The organism is Amycolatopsis sp. WAC 04169, assembly GCF_003947535.1.
GTDB classification, from domain to species: Bacteria; Actinomycetota; Actinomycetes; order Mycobacteriales; family Pseudonocardiaceae; genus Amycolatopsis; species Amycolatopsis keratiniphila.
Map to the genome: position 1 here is coordinate 212,275 of NZ_QHJI01000004.1, position 21,377 is coordinate 233,651.

Here is a 21,377-nt window from a genome sequence, read left to right on the forward strand (position 1 = left end):
GGTGTCTTCCCTGACACTGTCCGGCGGCCCGACGACCGAGGCAGCATGGGGACATGCACTCAGAGATCCTCGCCCAAGAGGGCTACACTTCCGTCTCCGCCAAGGAATCCCCCGCGCGCGAGCTCTTCCCCGGAATCCGTCTTCGTCCACTGTGGACAGGAACGGACGGCGCGCAGGCGAATCTGCTGGAAATGGATCCCGGAAGTTCGTGGCCGCACCGCGACGTCCACGAACCCGGCCCCGAAGAGGTGTTCGTCGTCTCCGGCACCTTCAACGACGGCGCGCGCGAGTATCCGGCGGGGACGTTCCTGCACGCCCCGGCCGGTTCATGGCATGTGCCCGCGTCGGCGACCGGGTGCACGCTGTTCGTCTTCTACCCCGAGGGCTGAACCGACAAGCCGCTCTCGGTCGCGAGGATCCCCGCGACCGAGACGGCCTGTTCACTGGTGATCTTCGCGCCGCGCAGGGTCAGCAGACCGCGGACGCCGGACAGTCGCGAGCCGCGGAGATCGCAGCCCACCGCGGCGGTCGCCGCGAACTCGGTTTCGGTGAAATCGCAGTCCACGAAGGTCAGCCGGGACAGATCGCCGGAGAACACCGTCTCCCGGAACGAACATCCGGAGAACACGACCGAACCCTTCACCCGCTCGACGGTCACCGAGGCGTAGTCGAATCGCCCGTTCTCGACGTACAGATCGGTGGCGGAACTGATCGCCACTCCGAGCCCGATCGCCCGGCAGCGCAGGATTTCGACCCGCCGGGCCGACAGTTCGCGAATCGCCGCGTTGGACAGGTCGACGCCTTCGAAAACCACGTTGGAGAGCGTCAACCGGTCGAGGCGGGCGTTCGCTAAACTCACGTCCGAGACAAGCGAGTGCGCGATCTCCCCGCCACCGCGGGCACCGTCCTGCTCGCCGCCGTCGAGGTGGACCGAGTCGAAGTCGAAATCGCCGCGGAACACTGCGGGTTCGCTTCCGAGGTCTTCGCGCTCGACCGAAGGCCGCCGCACCCTGATGCCGTCGAAATCCCGGAACTCCATGCCCCGGACCGTACCGGGGCCCGCCTGGGCAGGCGGGCCCCGCCGGTCACGAGGTCAGTCCCGGACGCCCTTCACCGCGTCCTTGACCTTCTCGCCCGCCTGCTTGACGTTGGCCTTGCCCTGCTCGGCCTTGCCTTCCGCCTGCCACTGCTCGTTGTCCGTGGCGTTCCCGGCGGCTTCCTTCGCCTTGCCCTTGAGCTCGTCGATCTTGTTCTCGGCCTTGTCGTTCATCGGAGCCTCCTTCGTTGTCCGTCGCCTCCGAATACCCGGCTCACGGCCCCGAAAACGGCGCGTTCGTCACAGTCATCTCTCGCCGCCCGTGTGACCGCAGGGATATTCCGTCCTGGCGGCGACGGCTTCGCAGACCGGGCAGTTGTTGACCGGCCGCTCCCGCCGACCCCAGTAGGGATGAGTGGCTCCGCAGAGCGCGGTGACCGGCTCGCCGAGCCCGGGGTCCGGGTTGCAGACGGGGCAGTAGGCGTGTGCCGCCCGCTCGATTCCGGCTGTCATGCTCCACCTCCTGGTGGATAGGCCGTTCCCCGGTCAGAATACGGCGGTCCTCGCTCCGCGTTCTCCGAGACGTCCCCCGATCGTGGCGCCCCGGGGCCCTGAATGGCCGCTGTTCCGCTACTGCGTCCGGTTCTATCGTTCGGCGCATGGCAAGCGACTTGCAGCGGCGCAAGGTGTCGGGGGTCTTCGCCGCGATGGACGTCGACGGCGACGGTTTCCTTGAGGAGCAGGACTTCCAGGCCCTGGCCGACCGCTGGGCGCGGCGGCGCGGGCCGGGTGACGAACGGCGCCTGACCGGCATCATGCTGAGCTGGTGGACGACGTTGCTGGCGGCCTCGGATCTGAACCGCGACAACAAGGTCACCCTCGACGAAGTGCTGCTGGTGGTCGACAAGCTCCCGGACACGCCCGAGGCCGTGACCGCCACGGCCGACGCGATGTTCGAAGCGGTCGACGAGAACCGCGACGGCCTGATCTCCGCGGCGGAGTACCACCAGTTGATCGAGGTGTGGAACGGATGCCCCACCGACACCGACGCCACCTTCCCGCTGCTGGACTCCGACGGCGACGGGATGCTGTCGCGGGACGAGTTCGCCGCGCTGTGGCTGGAGTTCTGGGCCGGTGACGACGCGGAAGCGCCGGGCACGCTCGTCTTCGGCCCGCTGGCGGTCTGACGGCTTTCGGGCGGACCCCGCGTCCATACGGGCCGACCGCGGCGGCTCGGCACGTCGCCACCGTCCCGGCCGCTCAGGATGGCACGCGTGGAAGCCGACTCGATGGTCTCGCGCGCGATCGCGCTGTGCCTGCGGGACCGGTGGAAGGAAGCCGCCGAACTGTTGGCGGAGAACGATTCCTGGCTGGGCGAGCTCTTCGGCGGCCTGGCCGACCTCTGGGACGGCCGTTCCGCGCGGTTCGGCGCGAGTCTGACCGAGCGCGAGCGGTGGCCGTCGAGGACGGTACCGCGATGCCTGGACGACCAGATCGCTTCGTACGTCGCCGCGTTGCTGGTGCTGGGCGAACGAGCACGCGCGGAGAAGCTGCTCGCCGACGAGGCCTTCCCCGAATCCCGCCTGCGGGACAGCGAACGTTCGCTGCTCGCGGCCATGCGCGGCCGGCCCGGTCCGGCGATCGACTTCGCGCACCGGAGCCTGGCCGACGGCTCCGGGCCCGGCTACGACATCGGGGCCTCCGCGATGCACCTGTCGACCGTGTCGGTCCTGCTGTCACAGGGACGGTCCGCCGAAGCGCGGAAACTGCTGACGGCCGCCCGCGCCACGGCACCGGCGCTGGCGCACCTGCTCGACATCGCCGAAGCCCGCGTCGAACTCGCGGAGGGCGAAACCGAGCGCGCCACCCGGCGCCTCCACGCGGCCACCCGCGGACTGGCCGTCGGCACGGACATCGCCTGGGCCGACCTCGCCGACCTCGCGTTGCGGAGGAACGACCGGGCGTCGGCGAAGCAGGCCCTCGACGCGCTGGAGGCTCTCGCCGCCGCGATGCCGACCGGACGGGTGTTGCTTCATCGGCATCTGGTCCGGGCCTGCCTCGGCGAGGAGCCCGCCGACGAGTGCCTCTGGCTGGCCCGCGAACGCGACCAGCCGCTCGAACTGGCCGTCGTCGCCGAACGCCTGGCGAGCCGTGAGGCTAGATCACCCCGGCCCGGACCGCGTACGCCACGGCGTGCGGCCGGTTCTTCAGCTTCAGCCGTCCGGTGATGCCCTGGATGATGTGCTTCACGCTGCGTTCCGAGTAGCTGAGCTCACCGGCGATCTCGACGGTGTCCTTGCCTTCGGCCATCAGCCGCAGCACGTCGATCTCCCGCGTGGTGAGCCCGGCGGTGTTGACGCCCATCGGGTCGAGCACCTCGCGTTGCAGCCGTTCGACGTGTTTGAGCAGTTCACCGAGCAGGCTCGGCGGAAGCACTCCGCCGCCGGTGGCCGCCGCGCGGACCGCGTGCGCCAGCCGTTCGCCGGTCGTGGCCGACCGCGGCAGGACCGCCACCACCCGGCATTCGATGGCGGGTACGAGCTCAGCCTCGCTGATCTGGCTCACCACGAGCACCACCGGCTTGCCGTCCTCGGCGGCGAGCCGTCGCAGCCAGAGCACGATCTCCGGCGTCAGGCATTCGGCGGCGAACACCAGTACGTCGGTCTCGGCGCGCCGATCCCAGTCCCGGATGTCGATCCCCTGCTGCGTGCCCAGCTGGCTGGCCAGGCCCGCCGTCGTGATCGGGTCGGGCGCGTGCACCGCCACGGTGATCTGTCGGGTTTCCGTGTCCACTTCGTCCCCTCCGCTTGTCCGCGGCCCCAGTCGGATGGATGGGACACAGTCTGCGAAGGAGCTCTTCACGAATTCTCAACGAGGCGTGAAGGACTTCGTGGCCTGCTGAAACGCCTCGACGTACTTGGGGAGCTCGTCCAGAACCTCGCGGAGCCTGTCCTCGGGGCCGGTGTAGTCCGGGTCGGCGAGGAGGGCGTAGCCATAGGCGAGCGTCCGGCGAAGTTCGGCGACGCGGGTTTCCGCCTCGTCGGCGTCGAGGACCAGCCTGCCGTTCTGGGCGAGACTGAGCAGGACATCACCGGCGAACAGCTCCTGATCCTGGCTCACCGGCACAGCATGCACAGCCGCGCATGCCCGCCACCAGGGCCGGACGACACTTTGCCCCTGCGAACGCCCGGGTTTGCCCACTCGCCCGTCACCCGTCCGAGGCCGCGAAAACCACATGAACGGACATCCGATAGTCCATGGGGCGGCGAAATCCGGTCATGGCCGGGCAAACCCACACGGTGAGTGTCCGATTGATTGCGAAACCCACATCGGCGCCACTAGGATTTTCGTCGAGCGGGACATTCTTTTCGGCGGTCGGACGCACAGGCGGCAGGTCATGGACGAGGTTTCCTCGCTGACGGTGCGGCTGCTCGGCGGTTCCCCCGCCCGCCACGGCGACGGCGAGATCGCGCTGGGTCCTGCCCAGCGCCAGGCGGTGTTCGCCACGCTCGCGCTGCACGCCGGCCAGTTCGTCTCGCGCCGGGAGATCATCGACGCCGTCTGGGGCGAGCGGCCCCCGGACAGCGCCACCGGCATCGTGTACACCTACGTCTCGGCGTTGCGCCGCGCGCTGGAGCCGGCCGGTGAACCACTCGTCGCCAGCCGCGCCGGCTACCGCCTCGACCTGCCGAAGCAGCAGGTCGACGTCCACGTCTTCGAAGCCGAGCTGGACCGTGCCCGCGCGCACCGGCTCGAAGGCGCGCACCGGCGGGAGCTGGAGTCGCTGCGGTCCGCGCTCGGACAGTGGCGGGGCTCCGCGCTCGACGGGATCCCCGGCCCGTTCGCCGAGACCCAGCGTGCCCGGCTGAACGAACTGCGCCTGAGCGCGCTCGAACGCCAGGCCGAGGTCTCGCTGCGGCTCGGTGAGCATCGCGAACTCGTGGACGAGCTCGCCGTCCTGGTCGAGCGCCATCCGCTGCGCGAAGGCCTGCACCGCGTGCTGATCACCGCCCTGTTCCGGTCCGGGCGGCAGGACGAGGCCCTGGCCGCGTTCGACCGTGCCCGCGAGACGATCATCGAGCGGTCCGGCCTCGAACCCGGCCCGGACCTGCTGGACCTGCGGCGACGGATCCTGGCCGGCGATCCGTCCTTGCCCGGCCGGCCGGAACCTCCCCAGCGGACGCAGGCCGTCCCCGCCCGGCCGTCCGCTTTCGTCGGCCGCGAGTTCGAGCTCGGGCGGCTGCGACGGCACCTGTCCGCGCTGCTGGACGAAGGTCGCGGCGCGACGATCTGGGTGGACGGCGAAGCGGGCGGCGGCAAGAGCACGTTCCTGGCCGAGGCGCTGGCCACGGCGAGGAGCCGGACACGCTGGGTCGAGGCCGACGAGCTGAGCGGCGCGGTCCCGATGGGCATCGTCGCCGACTGTCTCGGCAGCGAGGCACTCGACGATCTCGGCAAAACGGTCACCGAACTGTGCGAAGCCGGGCCCCAGGTGCTCGTCTTCGAAGATCTGCACTGGGCGGACGAGGAAAGCCTCCTCGCCTGGCAGCGGCTTCACCGGCTCACCACGCATCTGCCGCTGCTGCTGATCGGCTCGGCGCGTCCGCTCCCCCGGCGCCGCACGCTCGACGTCCTCCGCTCGGAGTTCGACGGCGAGATCGTCCCGTTGCCGCCGTTCGACGGCCCGGCCGTCGCCGCGCTCGCCGAAGAGACCCTGGCCAGGGATCCGGGTGAGGACTTCCTCCGGTTCGCCGCCGAGTACACCGCCGGCAACCCCGGCTATCTGCGTGAGCTGTTCGCCGAGTTCGCCGACGGCCACGAGCCGGACACCACGCCGCATGGCAGGCTCGCGGCTGCGGTGGAGGACCATCTCGCCACGCTTTCCGTGCCCGGCAAGCGAACGCTGAACTCGGCCGCGTTGCTCGGCTCGTCGTTCACTGTCGCGGACCTGGCGGGGGTCACCGGCCGAGAACCGCGATCGCTCACCGGAGCGGTGGAGGAGGCGCTCGCCGCGCACGTGCTCGAAGCCGACGGGGAACGTCTGCGGTTCCGCGTCCCGCTCGTTCGAGCGGTGTTCGCCGCGAACACCCCGCCCGCCATCCGCGCCGTACTGCACCAGGAGATCGCCACGACCATGGCGGACTCCGGCGCGCCCGCGGATCGTGTCGCCGAGCAGCTGCTCCAGGCAGGCGACGAGCTGACCGCGCCCTGGATCCCCCGCTGGGTGCTCGACAACGTCCGCGCGCTGTCCGCCGGGACCGCCGTCGAACTGCTCGATGTGCTTTCCCACCAACGGAATCTCACCGAGGAGCAACACCAGGAGCTGACCGGCGAGCTCGCCGCGCTCCTTCTGCCCGAAGCGGACGCCGCGCCCTCCTGGCCCACCCAGCCCTGGTGCACGCCGCTGCACGCGCTCGCCCGGGTGCGCAACCCGACCGCGCCGAGGACGTCCTAAACTGCGGGGAACACACACCAGTGATCCGGCCACTTTCGCTGTATGACGAGAAATGGAGCCGGCGTGACGAACGGGCTGCGCGTCGAGCTGCTCGGGCCGCCTCGTGCCTGGCTCGACGACGTCGAGCTGAAGCTCGGGCCCGCCCGCCAGCGCGCGGTCTTCGCCACCCTGGCGACGCGGCGCGGCCAGGCGATCTCCCTCGGCGAACTGATCTCCGGCGTCTGGGGCGGTTCGGCGCCCGCCAGCGCCACCGGCAGCGTCCACACCTACGTCTCCGGTCTGCGCGGGGCGATCCGCAAGGCGGGCGGGGACGCGCACGAAATATTGCGTTCGTCCGGATCAAGCTATTCGCTGCGGCTGGACGGTGAGGCGCTCGACGTCCACCGGTTCGAAAGGGACGTCGCGGCCGCCAGGGCGGCGCTCGCCGATCAACGGGGCGCGGCCGCGCGGCTCACCTCCGCGCTCGGTCTCTGGCGCGGCGAGGCCTACTCCGGCGTGCCCGGCCCGTTCGCCGAAGCGGAACGCGTCCGGCTCGCCGAACTCCAGCTCACCGCCGCCGAACTGCGCGCCACGGCCCTGCTCGGCACCGGCGATCACCGGGAGGTGGTGGCCGAGCTGACCGCGCTGGTGCAGCGGCATCCATTGCGCGAGTCCCTGCACGAGACGCTCATGCGCGCCCTGCACGCCGGCGGGCGGCAGATCGAAGCGCTCGGCGCGTACCGCGAGGCCAGGCGGATCCTCCGCGACGAACTCGGCGTCGAACCCGGCGCCCCGCTGCGGGAGCTGCACCAGCGCATCCTCGACGGCAGCGAAAAACCCGTCACCGCACCGAAACCGGCTCCGGTCCGCGTCGTGCCGCCGCCGGTGGCCAAGGCGATCGAACGCGGCGGCCACGGCCACCTGCCCGGCCGTGCCCGGCAGGTGGAGCGGCTCGACGGCTTCGTCACCGACGTGCTGGCCGGGCGCGGCCGCCCGGTCTGGCTCGAAGGCGAACCGGGTATCGGCAAATCGGAACTGCTGATCGCCGGGCTGGCCGGTGCCGCGGCGCGTGGCTGCCAGCTCGCCTGGACCGCGGCCGACGAGCTGCAGCAACGGTTCCCGCTGCAGGTGATCATGGAATGTCTCGGCGTGCACCACGGCGCGGCGGATCCGGCCAAGGCCAAGCTGGCCGGTGAGCTGCACGCCGAACCCGCGCACGGCGACTGGGGCCCCGCCGACCCGATCCTGTCCACTGTGGACAAGCTGCTCACGCTGGTCGACGAGACCTGCGCGGCGGGTCCGCTGGTGCTGGTGATCGACGACCTCCACTGGGCCGACGAGGCCAGTGTGCTGCTGTGGCAGCGGCTGGCCGCCGCCACCCGTCAGCTGCCGTTGCTGCTGGTCGCCGCCACGCGCACCGGGCACGGCCGCCGGGATCTCGCCCAGCTGCGTCGCGGGGTGGAAGCGAGGGACGGCGTGATCATGCCGGTCGAGGTGCTGACCGACGACGACATCGCCGCCGTGTTCGAGGCGATCCTCGCGGCCAAGCTCGGGCCGAGCCTCCGCCCGCTGGTCCGGCGCGCGGCCGGGAATCCGCTCTACGCCAGGGAAGTCGCGCACGACCTGGTCCGGACGGGCGCGGTGCGGATCACGGCCGGCGTGGCCGAAGTGACGCTGGACGGCACCGAGAACGCGCCGCGTTCGCTGCTGGCGGCGGTGGCCAGGACGCTGGAGACCCTCGACCAGGCCACGACCGAGATCCTGCGCACCGCTTCCCTGCTGGGCGCGGAGTTCGCCGTCGAGGACATCGCCACGCTGGCGGGCAAGAGCCCGCTCGAGGTGCTGCAGGAGCTGGAGCCCGCCATCACCGCGGGCGTCATCGAGTACGCCGGTGACAAACTCGCCTTCCATCATCCGTTCCAGCGGCAGGCGCTCTACGGTGCCATCGACGAACCGGTCCGCGCCGAGCTGCACCGGCGCGCCGCCGAATCGCTCGCGCGGGCGGGCGCGCCGGTCAAACGGGTCGCCGAGCAGCTGGCCGCCGGGCCGGTGCCGTTCGACCCGTGGCTGGCGGGCTGGCTCACCGCGAACCACGTCGCGGTGTCCAACCGCGCCCCGCATATCGCGGCCGACCTGCTCCGCGGCGCGCTCGACAGCGCGGTGCCCACCCGTGAGCAACGGGAGACGCTGATCGCCGCGCTGGTCCGCGTGCTGTTCCGGCTCGAACTCACTCCCGAGGCCGAAGCCGAGGAGGCGGTGAAGACCGTCGCGGACAAGGCGGATCTGGCGCAGATGCGGCATTTCCTGGCCGCGCTGCGCTACCGCCGGGGTGACACGCCCGGCGCGATCGAGGCGCTCGGCGACACCGCGGACGACCCCTCGATCCCGGAGCTGTGGCGCACCAGCACCCGGACGCTGCTCGCCAACTTTCGCCGTGGAGACCTGTCCGATCTCGACGAGACCGAACGGATCGCGCGGGCCTTGCACATCGAGGCGGCCGAAGCGGGTGAGCGCTACCCCGCCGCGCACGCGCAGCAGACGCTGTGGCTCGTGCACTCGATCCGCCGCGAGCATGACCGGGCGCTGACCGCGATCGACGCCGCGCTGGAGACCGCCGGCCACGAGGCCGATCTGGCGACGCTGCGGTTCGATCTGCTCGACAACCGGCTCTTCACGCTGCAGAACCTCGACCGGCTCGGCGAGGCCGACGCCACGCTGCACGCCGGCTACGAGACCGCAGCACGGCACGGCCTGCCGACCGGCCCGCAGGTCTCGGCGGCCGTGCACTACTACTGGACGGGGCGCTGGGACGAGGCACTGGCCGAACTGGACTCGGTCACCGAGGACGGCCCGGCGATCACGTTCTACGGCGTGCGCGAGCCGGGTGCCGCCGCCCTGTTGCTGCACGGGGTCGCCGCGCTCATCGCGGGCCATCGCGACGAACGCGTCGCCGTCCGCGCCCATCTGGAAGCGGCCGAGGCGCATTCGCCGTCGAACTCGTCCGAACGCGAGAGCTGCGATTTCTACCTGGCGGCACTGGCGATGGCCGCCGAACAACGGGGCGAACTCGACGACGCGCTACGCCTGATCGCGCCGGTGCTGCGCCCCGATTACGCCCGGATGATGCTGCGCCACCAGTGGCTTCCCGACGTCGTCCGTGTCGCGCTCGCCGCCGGGAACGACGCCGTCGCGCACGAAGCGCTCGCCGTCTGCGCCGAGGAGGCGAGCCAGGAGACCGTGCCGGCGAGGGCCACGGCCGCCGCCCTGCGGTGCCGGGCGCTGATCGACGGCGATCCCGAAGGTATGCGCGCGGCGGCCGATCACTACCGCGAGGTCCGCCGTCCCATCGAGCTCGCGGCCGCTCTGGAGGACGCCGCCGAACTGCTCGGCCGCGCCGGCTACCTCGAAGAGGCCACCCGCTCGCTCACCGAGGCGTGTGAAGTGCTCGGGCCGGTCGGCGCCACCTGGAGCATCCGCCGCGCGGAAAGCAGGCTGCGACGCTACGGAGTCCTGAGCCGCGCGGAACGAGGCCCCCGGCACAGCGCGGCACTGTCGCCGCTGGAACTGCGGGTTGCGCGGCTGGTGGCGGCGAAGCTGTCCAACCCGGAGATCGCCGCGGAGCTGAGCCTTCCGAGGCGGACGGTGCAGTCGCTGGTGTCCAGGGTGCTGACCAAACTGCACGCCGATTCCCGGCTGACCGTCGGCGACCAGCTGCCGAGACGACTCGCGTGACCGCACGAACGAGGAGAACCATGACCCGCGTACTGGCCGGATTGACGGCCCTCGCGCTGCTGCTCAGCGGCTGTTCCGGCACGCCGGAAGCCGGTGGTCCGATCAAGCTCACCGTCGCCACCTTCGGCGAGTTCGGGTACGAGAAACTCTTCGACGACTACGAAAAGACCCATCCCGGCATCATCGTCGAAGGCCGGGTCGCCGACTTCGAGACGCATCACCGGCAGCTCGCCACCGGGCTCGGCGCCGGACGCGGCAGTGCCGACGTGGTGGCGATCGAAGAGCAGTACCTCCCCAAGTTCCGCCAGTCGACGGACAAGTTCAGCGATCTGTCCGAGTTCGGCGCGCAGGGCCTCCGCGAGCACTGGCCTGCCTGGAAATGGGACCAGAGCACCGCCGAGGGCGGGAAGTTCGTGATGGGCCTCGGCACCGACATGGGCAGTCTCGCCCTCTGCTACCGCCGTGATCTGTTCGCGAACGCCGGCCTGCCGACCGACCGCGACCAGGTCGCCGCGCTGTGGCCGACCTGGGAGAAGTTCGCCGAAACCGGGGAACGGTTCAGCGCCAAGGCACCGGACGGCGTCAAGTTCGCCGACTCGGCGGGCACCGTCTACACGGCGATGCTCAACCAGGCTCAGGAGAACTACTTCTCCAAGGACGACAAGTTCATCGCCGACACGAATCCCAATGTGCGCAAGGCCTTCGAGCTGGCGGGCGGGATGGCGCTGAAGAAGGAGACGGCGGCGGTCACCACCTTCACGCAGCCGTGGACGGTGGCGATCAAGCAGAGCCGGTTCGCCGCCATCACCTGCCCGGCCTGGATGCTCACCCAGATCCAGGAGGCTGGCGGCCCGGAGCTCGCGGGCAAATGGGACGTCACCTCCGTTCCGGGCAAGGCGGGCAACTGGGGCGGCTCGTTCCTGACTGTCCCGAAGCAGGGTGCGCACCGCAAGGAGGCGTACGACCTCGCCGTCTGGCTCACCGCGCCCGAACAGCAGAAACGGATCTTCCTGGAGAGCGGGCTGCTGCCGAGCGCGCTGGGCGCCTATCAGGACAGTGCCGTGCTTTCCCACACCAGCCCGTATTTCAGCGGTGCCCCGATCGGCAAGATCTTCGCCGCGTCCGCCGAGGCCTTGCGGCCGAACTACCGCGGGCTGCGCGACGGTGAGGTGCGGCCGGTGTACGGGCACGCGCTCGGCCGCGTCGAAGAAGGGAAGCAGTCGCTCGACGAGGCCTGGAACCAGGCCGCCACCGAAGGCCGCGCCGCGGCCGCCAACTGAGCGGAGACGGCGTGACACTGGGGTTTCCGGCCGGGTTCCGATGGGGCACGGCCACGGCGGCGTACCAGATCGAGGGCTCGACGACGGCGGACGGTCGTGGACCGTCCATTTGGGACACCTTCACCGCGAGACCCGGCATGGCCACCGGCGATCCGGCTTGCGACCACTACCGGCGTTACCGCGAGGACGTCCGCCTGCTGAGCGAACTCGGCGTGCCGTATTACCGGTTCTCCGTCGCATGGTCACGGGTCATGCCGGACGGCCGCACGGTCGAGCCACGTGGGCTCGCCTTCTACGACCGTCTCGTCGACACGTTGCTGGACCACGGGATCACCCCGATGGTGACGCTCTACCACTGGGACCTGCCCGAGGCACTGCAAGCGGAAGGCGGCTGGCCGAACCGCGCGCTCGCGGACCTTTTCGCGGACTACGCGCTGACAGTCCACAAAGTACTCGGTGATCGGGTGCGGCAATGGACCACGATCAACGAACCGTTCTGCGCCGCCTTCATCGGCTACGGCAACGGCGACCACGCGCCAGGCATCCGGGACGAAGGCGCGGCACTGGTCGCCGGACACAACCTCCTTTTGGCGCACGGCAAGGCGACACAGGCGTTGCGGTCTGCCGGCGGCGAACAGGAAGTGTCCATCGTGCTCAACTTCGCCCCGGTGCTGACCGATGTGGACGACGCCGCGCACCGCGAGGCCGCGCGCAAATTCGACTTCCTGCACAACAGGTTCTTCCTCGATCCGCTGCTGGGCCGCGGCTATCCGCCTGAGCTGCTTGCGGATCTGGCCCATCTCGGCACACTGGAACCGGCGATCGCCGACGGAGATCTGGAGATCATCGCGCAGCCGCTGGACGTCCTGGGCGTCAACTACTACGCGCCCGCCCGCGCGGTCCCCCTCGACGACCCCGAGACCGACAGCAACTGTCCCCTGCCGGGCCTGCGCGGAATGGACGTCCAGCCACCGCGCGGTGAGCTGACCTCGCTCGGCTGGGAGCAGCGGCCGGAGTGCTTCACCGAACTTTTGCTGTGGCTGCATGAACATTGTGGCGGCCTGCCGCTCGTGATCGCCGAGAACGGAGCGGCCTTCGAGGACGAAGTCGTCGAAGGCCGCGTACACGACGAGAAACGCGTACGGTACTTCGCCGAGCATCTCGCCGCCGTACACACCGCGATCGAGCGCGGCGCCGACGTCCGCGGTTACATGGCCTGGTCGCTGCTGGACAACTTCGAGTGGGCCATGGGGTACACGCAGCGGTTCGGGCTCGTGCACGTCGACTTCGAGACCCAGGAGCGGGTGCTCAAGGACAGCGCCCTGTTCTATGCGGATGTGGTGGCGCGCAACGGTCTTTAGCGGCCGCTTCCGCTTGCCGCCGAAAACTGTCGGTGGTCGGTCGTATGTTCTCCGTGTGGACACACTCAACGCCACTGTGGCGCTACTCAAGGAAATCACCGCACTGGAAGCTCTTCGGGAGGTCAATGCTTCACTGGATACGTTGGGAGACAACGATGCCGTGGATGCCGCTATCGCAGCCACGGAAGGAATCGCGCGCCTGGAAGCCGTCCGGTTCCGCGCATTAGGCCGGTTGAGCCGACATCGCGACGGCGCCCCCAGCGTGGCACAGGAGGTCGCACTCGCTCTATCCGTTGTGGACGGACACGCTGCCGGCTTGGTCTCCACCGCCCAGGCATTGACCACCCGCCTGCCCCGCACCCTCGGGTTGCTGGATGCCGGAAAGGTAGGCGGCTATGGGGCGATGAAAGTCGCCACGGCCACCGCCTGGCTCTCCGACGACGACGCCCGCGCGGTGGACGCCGTCCTGGAAGACCGTCTGCCGGACCGGAACTCCGACCAAATCCGGAAAGCAGCCAACCACGCCGCGATGATGGCCGACCGCGACGGCGCCTCCCGCCGGGCCGAGCGGAATCGTGGCGGACGCCGTCTCTCGGTACGCCACGGCGAGACCGGAGTGGCCTCCATCGAAGTCGAAGACGGCCCCGTGGAGAAAGTGGCCGCCGCCTACACCCGCATCGACCGCGAAGCCCGCGCCCTGCGGGCCGGCGGAGAGACACGCACCCTGGATCAGCTTCGTGCCGATGTCGCCCTCGATCTCTTGCTGGGCGGCCAGGGCGGGAAGAGCGAACGATCCGAAGTGTTCCTCTACATGGACCTGCACACCTACCTCGGACTGAACGACGACCCCGCCGAGATGGCCGGACACGGCCACATCCCGGCGTCACTGGCCCGGGAGATCGCTGGCGGACCGAACACCGTACTGCGGCGGATCATCACCGACCCACTCTCCGGACAAGTCCTCGACCTCGGACGCGACCGCTACCGGCCCACCGCCGGACTCGACGAATTCGTCCGGGTCCGGGACCGGGAATGCCGAAGACCCGGCTGCCACCGCGTCGCCCAAGCCTGCGACCTCGACCACTCACTGCCCTGGCAATTCGGCGGCCACACCGCGGATACCGAGCTGATCGATCTGTGCCGCCGCGACCATCGGTTGAAGGACGAGCCCGGGTGGAACTACCGCCTAGCGTCCGACGGAACCCTCACGATCACCACACCTACTGGGCAGAGCTACGACAGTTCGCCTCCACCACTGCACGAGCCCCGCGACGAGGAACCACCACCGTTCTGACCCGTCGCCGGAAAACGGCAACGGCTCGATCCCGGTCCTCTCCACAATTGCCGTACGACGCCCGTCCCTGCCCGAGCCCCAGTGGCCCTCGTCGTCGAAAAACGACCACAGTGCCGCGAACCCGGCCCCATCCCTCCAAGCCGTCGCCGAAAAACGACCAAAATGCCCACACCGCCACACTGCAGCCCCAGCCACCGCCGCCAAACCCCGTCAGTCGCCGTTGCCGAAAACCGGCAACCTCCACATCAAGGCCCACCAACACGGCAACACCCGAGAACCAAACCTCAGGCCCGCGGCGCCCCCCGCATAACCCCGTCGACCACCTTCCGCGCCAGCACGATGAACAGCACGATCACCGGCACCACCCCGATAGTCGCCGCGGTCAGCATCAGCGAGTAATCCGTGAAGTACCCACTGGCCAGCCGCGACAGCGCCACCTGGACGGTCGGGTGGGCGTTGGGGTCGAGCACGATCAGAGGCCAGAAGAAGTCGTTCCACGCGGTCATGAACGTCAGCATCCCGAGCACGGCGGCCTGCGGGCGGATGGCGGGCATCGCGACGTTCCAGAACAACCGCGCCGTCGAGCAGCCGTCGACGCGTCCGGCGTCCAGCAGTTCGCCCGGGATCGCCTCCTCGCACGCCTGCCGCATCCAGAACACGCTGAACGCACCGACCAGTCCCGGCACGATCACCGCCTCCAGCCGCCCGTACCAGCCGAGTTCGCCGACCACCAGGTACAGCGGGATGACACCGAGCTGAGCGGGCACCATGGCGGTGCCGATGACGACCAGGAACAGCGAGTCGCGGCCGGGGAACCGCAGCCGCGCGAAGGCGAATCCGGCCATGCTGGAGAGCAGCACGTTCGAGACGGTCACCGTGCCGGCGACGATCAGCGAGTTCTGCATCGCCAGCCAAAAATCGACGGTCCCGAAGACCCGCTCGACGTTCTCGATCAGGTTGCCGCCGGGCACCAGCGGCGGTGTCGTCTCCCCGAGGGCTGAATTGTCCTTCGAGGACACCACGAACGACCAGTAAAGCGGGAAGATCGACGCGACGACGACCGCGAGCAGCAGCCCGTAGACGACGAACCCGGTCCGTTCTCTCGCCGCCACGGTCACTCACCGCCCCGCATCCGGCGCACGAGCGAGAAATTGACCAGCGCGAACACCGCCGAGAGCAGGAACAGCAACCACGCGATGGCCGCCGCGTACCCGGCGTCGAACTCGCCGAATCCCTTTTCGTACAAGTACATGGCCAGCGTCTGGAACTGGCGGTCGGCGCCACCGGTGCCGTTGACGCCGGTTTCGTCGAGCAGCTGCGGCTCGGCGAACAACTGCAGCCCGCCGATGGTCGAGACGACGACGGTGAAGGCGATGGTCGGGCGGATCGCGGGCACCGTGATCGACCAGAAACTCCGCCAGCGCGAGGCGCCGTCGAGCATCGCGGCGTCGTAACGCTCCTGCGGCACGGACTGCATGGCCGCGAGGTAGAGCAGCGCGTTGTAGCCGGTCCAGCGCCACATCACCATCGCGCTCACCGCGACGTGCGACGCGAACCGGTCCGACCGCCAGTCCACCGGATCGATCCCCACCAGGCCCAGCACCCAGTTCACGACGCCGTAGTCCTCGGCGAACAGCTGGCTGAACACCAGCGCCACCGCGACCACCGAGACGACGTTGGGCAGCAGCACGCTGGCCCGCCACAGCGTCCGCGCCCGCAAGGGACGGTCGAGCAGCGCGGCGAGCCCGAGCGCGGCGAGCAGTTGCGGGACGGTCGAAAGGACGAAGATGCTGACCGTGTTGAAGAGCGCGTTGTAGAAATGCGGATCCTGGAGCAGGACGGCGAAGTTGCCGAGCCCGGCGAACCCGGTGTCACCGTTGACCAGATGCCAGTGATGCAGCGCCACCCATGCGGTGTAGAGCAGCGGGAAAAGACCGAACACGCCGAAGAGGACGTAGAACGGCGCTGTCATCAGGTATCCGGCGAGGCGCTCGCCCGTACGTTTCAAACGATGATCACCTTGACGCCCGTCCGGCCGATCTCGTCGAGCTCCCGTGGTTCGGCGCCGCGGTCGGTGATCAGGGTGTCGACATCGCAGAGGTCCCCGAACCGGGCGAAGTGGTCGTTGCCGATCTTGGTGTGATCGGCGAGCAACACCGTCCGCCGCGCGGACGCGATGGCCGCGCGCTTCACCATCGCCTCGGCGGTGTCCGGGGTGGTGAGCCCCCGCTCGACGGAAAGGCCGCTGGTACTGAGGAAAGCGACGTCGACGTAGGTGTCCTTGAGCGCGTCGAGCGCCCAGCCGTCGACCGACGCCATGGTGTGGCCGCGCAGCCTTCCGCCGACCAGCATCAGCGTGACGCCGGGCCGGTTCGCGAGCGCGCACGCGTTCGGCAGCGAAGGGGTGACCACGGTCAGTTCACGATCCGAGGGGACGAGGTTCGCCAGCCTGCCCACCGTGGTGCCCGCGTCCAGCAGGATCGCGCCCCCGTCGGGGATCTGCTCCAGGGCCGCGGCGGCGATACGGTCCTTCTCCGCGGACATCACCGCGTCGCGGGCGTCGAGCCCCGGCTCGATACCCTGCCGTTCGACGGGGATCGCGCCGCCGTGCACCCGTCGCACCACGCCGCTGCGTTCCAGCGCCGTCAGATCACGGCGGACGGTCTCGCTGGTGATCTCGAAGGCCGCCGCGAGCGTCGCCACGTCGACACGGCCGTTCCGCCTGGCCTGCTTGAGGATGGCGCGCTGCCGCTCTTCGGCGTACAACGGTCACCTCCTGCTATGGCGGACGAGCGGTCATGGCGACAATAGTTGGTTTGCCGCCGGTACGACAACGGAACCCCCTCCGTCCATTGAGGACAGAGCGTTGCCCGAAACTACGACAGGACTGCCCGTTTGGCCCGCAGGAAAGCCCGTTCGGTGTCGTTGGTGGCCAAGGCGATCGCCTCGTCGTAGGCGGCGACGGCTTCCGCGGTCCGGCCCAGCCGGGACAGCAGATTCGCCCGCGTGGCGGGCAGATGGTGATACCCGGGCAGGTCCAGTTCCTCGATATCGGCCAGCGCCGCGGCCGTGCCGTGCACCTCGGCGACGGCGACCGCGCGGTTGAGCGCCACGACCGGCGACGGGGCGAGCCGCCACAGCTGATCGTAGAGCGCCAGCACCTGCGTCCAATCGGTCGCTTCGCCGTCCGTGTGCACGGCGTTGATCGCGGCCTGCACCTGATACGGACCAGGCCGGCCGAGACGCAGGCATCGCCGCACCAGTTCGTGCCCTTCGGCGATCAGTTCCCGGTTCCACAACGACCGGTCCTGCTCCGCCAGCACCACCAGCTCACCGGAAGGCCCCACCCGCGCCGGCCGCCGCGCTTCGGTGAGCAGGAGCAACGCCAGCAGCCCGGTCACCTCCGGCTCACCGGGCATCAGCTCGGCGAGCGCCCTCGCGAGCCGGATCGCCTCCAGGCAGAGATCCGTCCGCAGCAGCTCACCCGAGGTGGAGGTGTACCCCTCGTTGAACACGAGATAGAGCACGGTGAGGACGGAGTCCAGCCGCTCGGGAAGTTCACCCTCCCCCGGCACCCGATACGGGATGCCCGCGTCGCGGATCTTCTTCTTCGCGCGGACGATCCGCTGGGAGACGGTCGTTTCCGGGACGAGGTACGCCCGCGCGATCTCCCCCACCTCCAGCCCGCCGAGCAGGCGCAGGGTGAGCGCCGCCCGCGCGGGCGGAGAGAGCGCCGGATGGCAGCAGGTGAAGATCATGCGGAGCTGGTCGTCGCGAACCGGCCCCACGTCGTGCGGCTCGTCCGGCGCGTGCAGGAGCAACGCCTGGGCGTGCCGTGCCTCGCGGGTGGATTCCCGGCGCAGGCGGTCGATCGCGCGGTTGCGGGCGGTGGTCACGATCCATCCGCCCGGATTGGGCGGAGTCTTGTCCCACTTCTCGACCGCGGTCGCGAACGCGTCCTGAACCGCCTCCTCGGCGAGTGTGATGTCGCCGAGGAGGCGCGTCAGGGTGGCCACGCACCGGCCGTACTCCGCCCGGTAGATCCCGTCGAAGTCCGTCACTGCCGGAGCGACGGGTCGCCGAACGGCCGCACCTCGATCGGCTGCCCGCAGGCCAGCGCGCACTTCCTTGCCCACGCGAGCGCCTGGTCGAGGTCCTCGACCTGGATCACCCAGAATCCGCCGAGCTGTTCCTTCGTCTCGGCGAACGGGCCGTCGGTGATCGTGGTCGTGCCGCCGGCGGGCCGGACGACCGTGGAGACGTCCGAATGCTCGAGTCCGCCGACGAAGACCCACGACCCGGCGGCCTTCATCTCGTCGGTGACCTTGCCCGTCCGGGCCAGCATGGCCCGGACCTCGTCCTCGGGCGCGTCCCGCTCGCTTTCGTCGAGCTGGACGGCGAGCAGGTACTGCCTCATCGCGGACTCCCTCGATCGCTGAGGGCGGAAATCATTCCACGGTGACGGACTTCGCCAGGTTCCGGGGCTTGTCGATGTCGTGGCCGAGGAGCAGCGCCGCGTGGTAGGCCAGCAGCTGCAGCGGGATCGTGAGCAGGATCGGGTCGAGCTCCGGCTCCGAACGCGGCACCACGAACCGCGGCACGTCGAGGTCGCCGAAGTCCACGTCGTCGTGCGTGATCGCCAGGACCTGGCCCTTGCGCGCCTTGATCTGCTGCATCGCGGCCAAGTTGCGGTCGGCGAGGTCGTCGGACGGCACGATCGCGACCGTCGGCAGCTCCTCGTCGATCAGCGCGAGCGGGCCGTGCTTGAGTTCCGAGGTCTGGTAGGCCTCCGCATGCCGGTACGAGATCTCCTTGAACTTCTGCGCGCCCTCCCGCGCCACCGGGAAGCCCCGGACCCGGCCGATGAAGAACAGGCTGCGCGCGTCGGCGCAGATCTTGGCGTGCTCGGCGATCTGCGCTTCGTTCTCGACGATGGCCGCGACCTGCTTCGGCAGCGCCCGCAGGGCCGCGACGATGCGCTGCCCGTCCGCGTTGGACAGGTCGCGGACGCGGCCGAGGGCCAGCGCGATCATCGCGAAGCCGACGGCCATGTTGGTGAGCGCCTTGGTCGAAGCGACCGCGATCTCCGGGCCGGCGTGCAGGTACAGGCCGCCGTCGCAGGCCCGCGCGATCGTCGAACCGACGACGTTCACCAGGCCGACCACCCGGCCGCCCTTGCGCTTGACCTCTTCGACGGCGAACGCGGTGTCCGCGGTCTCGCCGGACTGGCTGACCGCGATGTAGAGGGTGTCCGCTTCGATGATGGGGTTGCGGTAGCGGAACTCGGACGCCGCTTCCGCGTCGGCCGGTACCCGCGCAAGGTCCTCGATCATGGTGGCGCCGATCTGGCCCGCGTAGTACGCCGAGCCGCAGCCGAGGATCTTCACCCGCGCGAAACCGCGCAGATCACGGGGAGTCAGGTTCAGACCGTCCAAACGGGACACACCGAACCGGTCGTCGAGACGGCCCCGGATCATGCGCTCCAGGCATTCCGGCTGCTCCTGGATCTCCTTGTACATGTAGTGCTGGTGGCCGCCGAGGTCGAGGTCGTCGGCCTGGATGTCGATCGCGGTCGCGGCCTTGCCGGTGTCGCTCTCGTCGACGGTGAAGGTGCGGTAGCCGGTGGCCGAGACGCTGGCGAACTCGCCGTCGTCGAGGTGCACCACCTGCGAGGTGTGCCGGACCAGCGCGGACAGGTCGCTGGCGACGAACATCTCCCGGTCGCCGACGCCGATGATCAGCGGCGAGCCGTTCCGCGCGACCACGACGCGGTCGGGGTGCTCGGTGTCGGTCACGGCGATCGCGTAGGTGCCGGTGACGCGCGAGACGGCCTCGACGACCGCGTCTTCCAGCGTCTTCGCGCCCGAGCGTGCGATCAGGTGGGCGAGCACCTCGGTGTCGGTCTCCGACGACAGCGTCACCCCCGCCTGGGTGAGCTGCTCCCGCAGCGCGTCGGCGTTGTCGATGATCCCGTTGTGCACCACGGAGATCCGGCCGTCTTCGGAGACGTGCGGATGGGCGTTCGCCTCGGTCGCCGGACCGTGCGTCGCCCACCTCGTGTGCCCGATGCCGACCTTGCCCGCGAGCCGCTTGGGCAGCGCGGCCGTCAGGTTCCGCACTCGCCCCACGATCCGGTGCACCTGGGCGCCCTTACCGCCGAGGACCGAGATCCCGGCCGAGTCGTAGCCGCGGTACTCCAGCCGCGTCAGCCCCTCGATCAGGATCGGAGCGGCGTTCTGGCCGCCGATGTAGCCGACGATTCCGCACATGACGAGTCAACCTCACAAAAGAAAACGGACGGGCGTGGTCCGTCAGCCGTAGACGATGCGGCGCAGTTGCCGCTCGGACAGGTCGGGAGGCGCGACGAGACGGCGGCTCAGTTCGCCGGCGATCAGGGGGAAGATCTCGGGGTTCTTCCGGCCCTCCGCCTGCAACTGGGCATGCCGCGACCGGACGTACTGCTCGGCGGGCTGCCGGTAGAACGCCAGGACGTCCTCGACGACACGGGCGGCGATGGCCGTCGACAAACCTGTCGACAAGGCCACCTGCTCGACGATGTCCGCGTCCTCCACGGAGCTCATCATGCACATCCGGCTTCCGAAACGCCAGTTCTTGCCCGAAATCGGGCAAGAACTGGCTCACGGGTCGATCAGAAGCCTCGAATCGTCTTCACCAGGCCGGTGACCAGCCCCGCCCGTTCCACCATCGACTCGACCAGCAGGTATTCGTGATCGGCGTGGGCGCCCCCGCCGACGGCGCCGAGCCCGTCGAGGGTCGGGACGCCGATCGCGGCCGTGAGGTTGCCGTCACTCCCGCCGCCGACGGCCACCCCGGCGACGCCGGGCAGTAGCCGCTCGGCGACGGCGAAGAGGTCCGCGGCGGCCGACTCGGGCATCGGTGGCCGGTGGATCCCGCCCCGCACCACGACTTTCCCGATCGAGCGCGGCGATCGCCAGCACCTGATGCGCGGCCTCGGTCAGCGCGTTTACGCCCGACTCGGGTTCGAGACCGGCGTGCGACGCCCGGCCGGTGATGACGACCTCGAAGGTTCCGCAGCCCTTGTGGCCGATCTTGAGACCGCCGCCGTCGGCCGCGCCTTCGAAGACGAGGACCGCGCCGCACGCGCGGGCGCGGTCCTCGATGAGCGCGCGGGCCTCCCACCTGGCCCGGTCACGCGGCCGCCGCCGACCGCGAACGGGCGGCGCGCCAGGGTGCCGACGGGGAACACGGTGTCGTGGTG

The 21,377-nt window shown here is 69.9% G+C and carries 22 protein-coding genes; 8 read left to right on the forward strand and 14 right to left on the reverse strand.

The annotated features are described in order from the left end of the window. Positions 1-53: 53 nt before the first annotated feature. Positions 54-389 carry a cupin domain-containing protein gene (locus DMC61_RS10240; protein WP_125688733.1) on the forward strand — a complete coding sequence of 112 codons (336 nt, stop codon included), beginning with the start codon at positions 54-56 and terminating at the stop codon, positions 387-389. Here the strand turns inward: DMC61_RS10240 and DMC61_RS10245 are convergent. The 3 genes from DMC61_RS10245 to DMC61_RS10255 form a co-directional block, all read right to left on the reverse strand. Then, positions 374-1,039 (reverse strand): pentapeptide repeat-containing protein, encoded by a 666-nt coding sequence (locus DMC61_RS10245; protein ID WP_125688735.1) that lies wholly within the window; start codon positions 1,037-1,039, stop codon positions 374-376. The genes DMC61_RS10240 and DMC61_RS10245 overlap by 16 nt on opposite strands. Before the next feature lie 54 nt (positions 1,040-1,093). After that, positions 1,094-1,270 carry a CsbD family protein gene (locus DMC61_RS10250; protein WP_016335571.1) on the reverse strand — a complete coding sequence of 59 codons (177 nt, stop codon included), beginning with the start codon at positions 1,268-1,270 and terminating at the stop codon, positions 1,094-1,096. Between the two features lie 72 nt (positions 1,271-1,342). Then, positions 1,343-1,549, reverse strand: coding sequence for a hypothetical protein (locus DMC61_RS10255; protein WP_125688737.1), 207 nt, complete (start codon positions 1,547-1,549; stop codon positions 1,343-1,345). Between the two features lie 146 nt (positions 1,550-1,695). On the opposite strand from DMC61_RS10255, the gene DMC61_RS10260 reads away from it, so the two are divergent. After that, entirely contained in the window at positions 1,696-2,223 is a 528-nt protein-coding gene (locus DMC61_RS10260) for an EF-hand domain-containing protein (RefSeq protein ID WP_199749950.1), read from the forward strand. 87 nt (positions 2,224-2,310) lie between these two features. Continuing rightward, complete coding sequence (locus tag DMC61_RS10265) at positions 2,311-3,264, forward strand: hypothetical protein (RefSeq protein ID WP_233594749.1); 954 nt, start codon at positions 2,311-2,313, stop codon at positions 3,262-3,264. On the opposite strand, the gene DMC61_RS10270 is transcribed toward DMC61_RS10265, so the two are convergent. Together DMC61_RS10270 and DMC61_RS10275 are read right to left on the reverse strand one after the other, a co-directional pair. Next, positions 3,194-3,829, reverse strand: coding sequence for a response regulator transcription factor (locus DMC61_RS10270; protein WP_016335574.1), 636 nt, complete (start codon positions 3,827-3,829; stop codon positions 3,194-3,196). The two genes, DMC61_RS10265 and DMC61_RS10270, sit on opposite strands and share 71 nt — an antisense overlap. A gap of 75 nt (positions 3,830-3,904) precedes the next feature. Then, on the reverse strand, positions 3,905-4,156 hold the full coding sequence (locus DMC61_RS10275) for a hypothetical protein (protein ID WP_125688739.1): 252 nt from the start codon (positions 4,154-4,156) through the stop codon (positions 3,905-3,907). 277 nt (positions 4,157-4,433) lie between these two features. Here DMC61_RS10275 and DMC61_RS10280 point away from each other — a divergent pair, with 277 nt between their 5' ends. The 5 genes from DMC61_RS10280 (at position 4,434) to DMC61_RS10300 (ending at position 14,137) form a co-directional block, all read left to right on the forward strand. After that, positions 4,434-6,491, forward strand: a complete 2,058-nt coding sequence (locus tag DMC61_RS10280) for a BTAD domain-containing putative transcriptional regulator (RefSeq protein WP_125688741.1) — start codon at positions 4,434-4,436, stop codon at positions 6,489-6,491. 63 nt (positions 6,492-6,554) lie between these two features. Continuing rightward, positions 6,555-10,202, forward strand: a complete 3,648-nt coding sequence (locus DMC61_RS10285; RefSeq protein WP_125688743.1) for a BTAD domain-containing putative transcriptional regulator — start codon at positions 6,555-6,557, stop codon at positions 10,200-10,202. A gap of 20 nt (positions 10,203-10,222) precedes the next feature. Continuing rightward, complete coding sequence (locus DMC61_RS10290) at positions 10,223-11,482, forward strand: ABC transporter substrate-binding protein (protein WP_125688745.1); 1,260 nt, start codon at positions 10,223-10,225, stop codon at positions 11,480-11,482. 11 nt (positions 11,483-11,493) lie between these two features. Further along, the gene (locus DMC61_RS10295) at positions 11,494-12,843 is read left to right on the forward strand and encodes a GH1 family beta-glucosidase (protein ID WP_125688747.1); all 1,350 of its coding nucleotides are present in this window, start codon (positions 11,494-11,496) and stop codon (positions 12,841-12,843) included. A 55-nt stretch (positions 12,844-12,898) separates the two neighbouring features. Next, complete coding sequence (locus DMC61_RS10300; protein ID WP_233594750.1) at positions 12,899-14,137, forward strand: HNH endonuclease signature motif containing protein; 1,239 nt, start codon at positions 12,899-12,901, stop codon at positions 14,135-14,137. 284 nt (positions 14,138-14,421) lie between these two features. Here DMC61_RS10300 and DMC61_RS10305 read toward each other — a convergent pair whose 3' ends face one another. The 9 genes from DMC61_RS10305 to DMC61_RS41595 form a co-directional block, all read right to left on the reverse strand. Continuing rightward, a complete protein-coding gene (locus DMC61_RS10305; RefSeq protein ID WP_199749951.1) occupies positions 14,422-15,249 on the reverse strand; it encodes a carbohydrate ABC transporter permease in 828 nt (275 codons plus the stop codon). A gap of 2 nt (positions 15,250-15,251) precedes the next feature. Further along, positions 15,252-16,145, reverse strand: a complete 894-nt coding sequence (locus DMC61_RS10310) for a carbohydrate ABC transporter permease (protein ID WP_125688751.1) — start codon at positions 16,143-16,145, stop codon at positions 15,252-15,254. Beyond that, positions 16,142-16,903, reverse strand: a complete 762-nt coding sequence (locus DMC61_RS10315; protein ID WP_125688753.1) for a DeoR/GlpR family DNA-binding transcription regulator — start codon at positions 16,901-16,903, stop codon at positions 16,142-16,144. The genes DMC61_RS10310 and DMC61_RS10315 overlap by 4 nt, the downstream gene beginning before the upstream one ends. Positions 16,904-17,013: 110 nt before the next feature. Next, positions 17,014-18,198, reverse strand: coding sequence for an RNA polymerase sigma factor (locus DMC61_RS10320; protein ID WP_125688755.1), 1,185 nt, complete (start codon positions 18,196-18,198; stop codon positions 17,014-17,016). Continuing rightward, positions 18,195-18,554, reverse strand: a complete 360-nt coding sequence (locus DMC61_RS10325) for a YciI family protein (protein WP_073848915.1) — start codon at positions 18,552-18,554, stop codon at positions 18,195-18,197. Before DMC61_RS10325 ends, DMC61_RS10320 begins: the two co-directional genes overlap by 4 nt. A gap of 31 nt (positions 18,555-18,585) precedes the next feature. Beyond that, positions 18,586-20,406, reverse strand: coding sequence for a glutamine--fructose-6-phosphate transaminase (isomerizing) (glmS, locus tag DMC61_RS10330; protein ID WP_016333426.1), 1,821 nt, complete (start codon positions 20,404-20,406; stop codon positions 18,586-18,588). Positions 20,407-20,448: 42 nt separating this feature from the next. Then, the gene (locus DMC61_RS10335) at positions 20,449-20,721 is read right to left on the reverse strand and encodes a hypothetical protein (RefSeq protein ID WP_038522954.1); all 273 of its coding nucleotides are present in this window, start codon (positions 20,719-20,721) and stop codon (positions 20,449-20,451) included. A 65-nt stretch (positions 20,722-20,786) separates the two neighbouring features. Beyond that, entirely contained in the window at positions 20,787-21,032 is a 246-nt protein-coding gene (locus DMC61_RS41590) for a hypothetical protein (protein ID WP_233594751.1), read from the reverse strand. Further along, positions 20,944-21,279 carry a peptidase dimerization domain-containing protein gene (locus DMC61_RS41595; protein WP_370456399.1) on the reverse strand — a complete coding sequence of 112 codons (336 nt, stop codon included), beginning with the start codon at positions 21,277-21,279 and terminating at the stop codon, positions 20,944-20,946. The genes DMC61_RS41590 and DMC61_RS41595 overlap by 89 nt, the downstream gene beginning before the upstream one ends. Positions 21,280-21,377 lie beyond the last annotated feature (98 nt).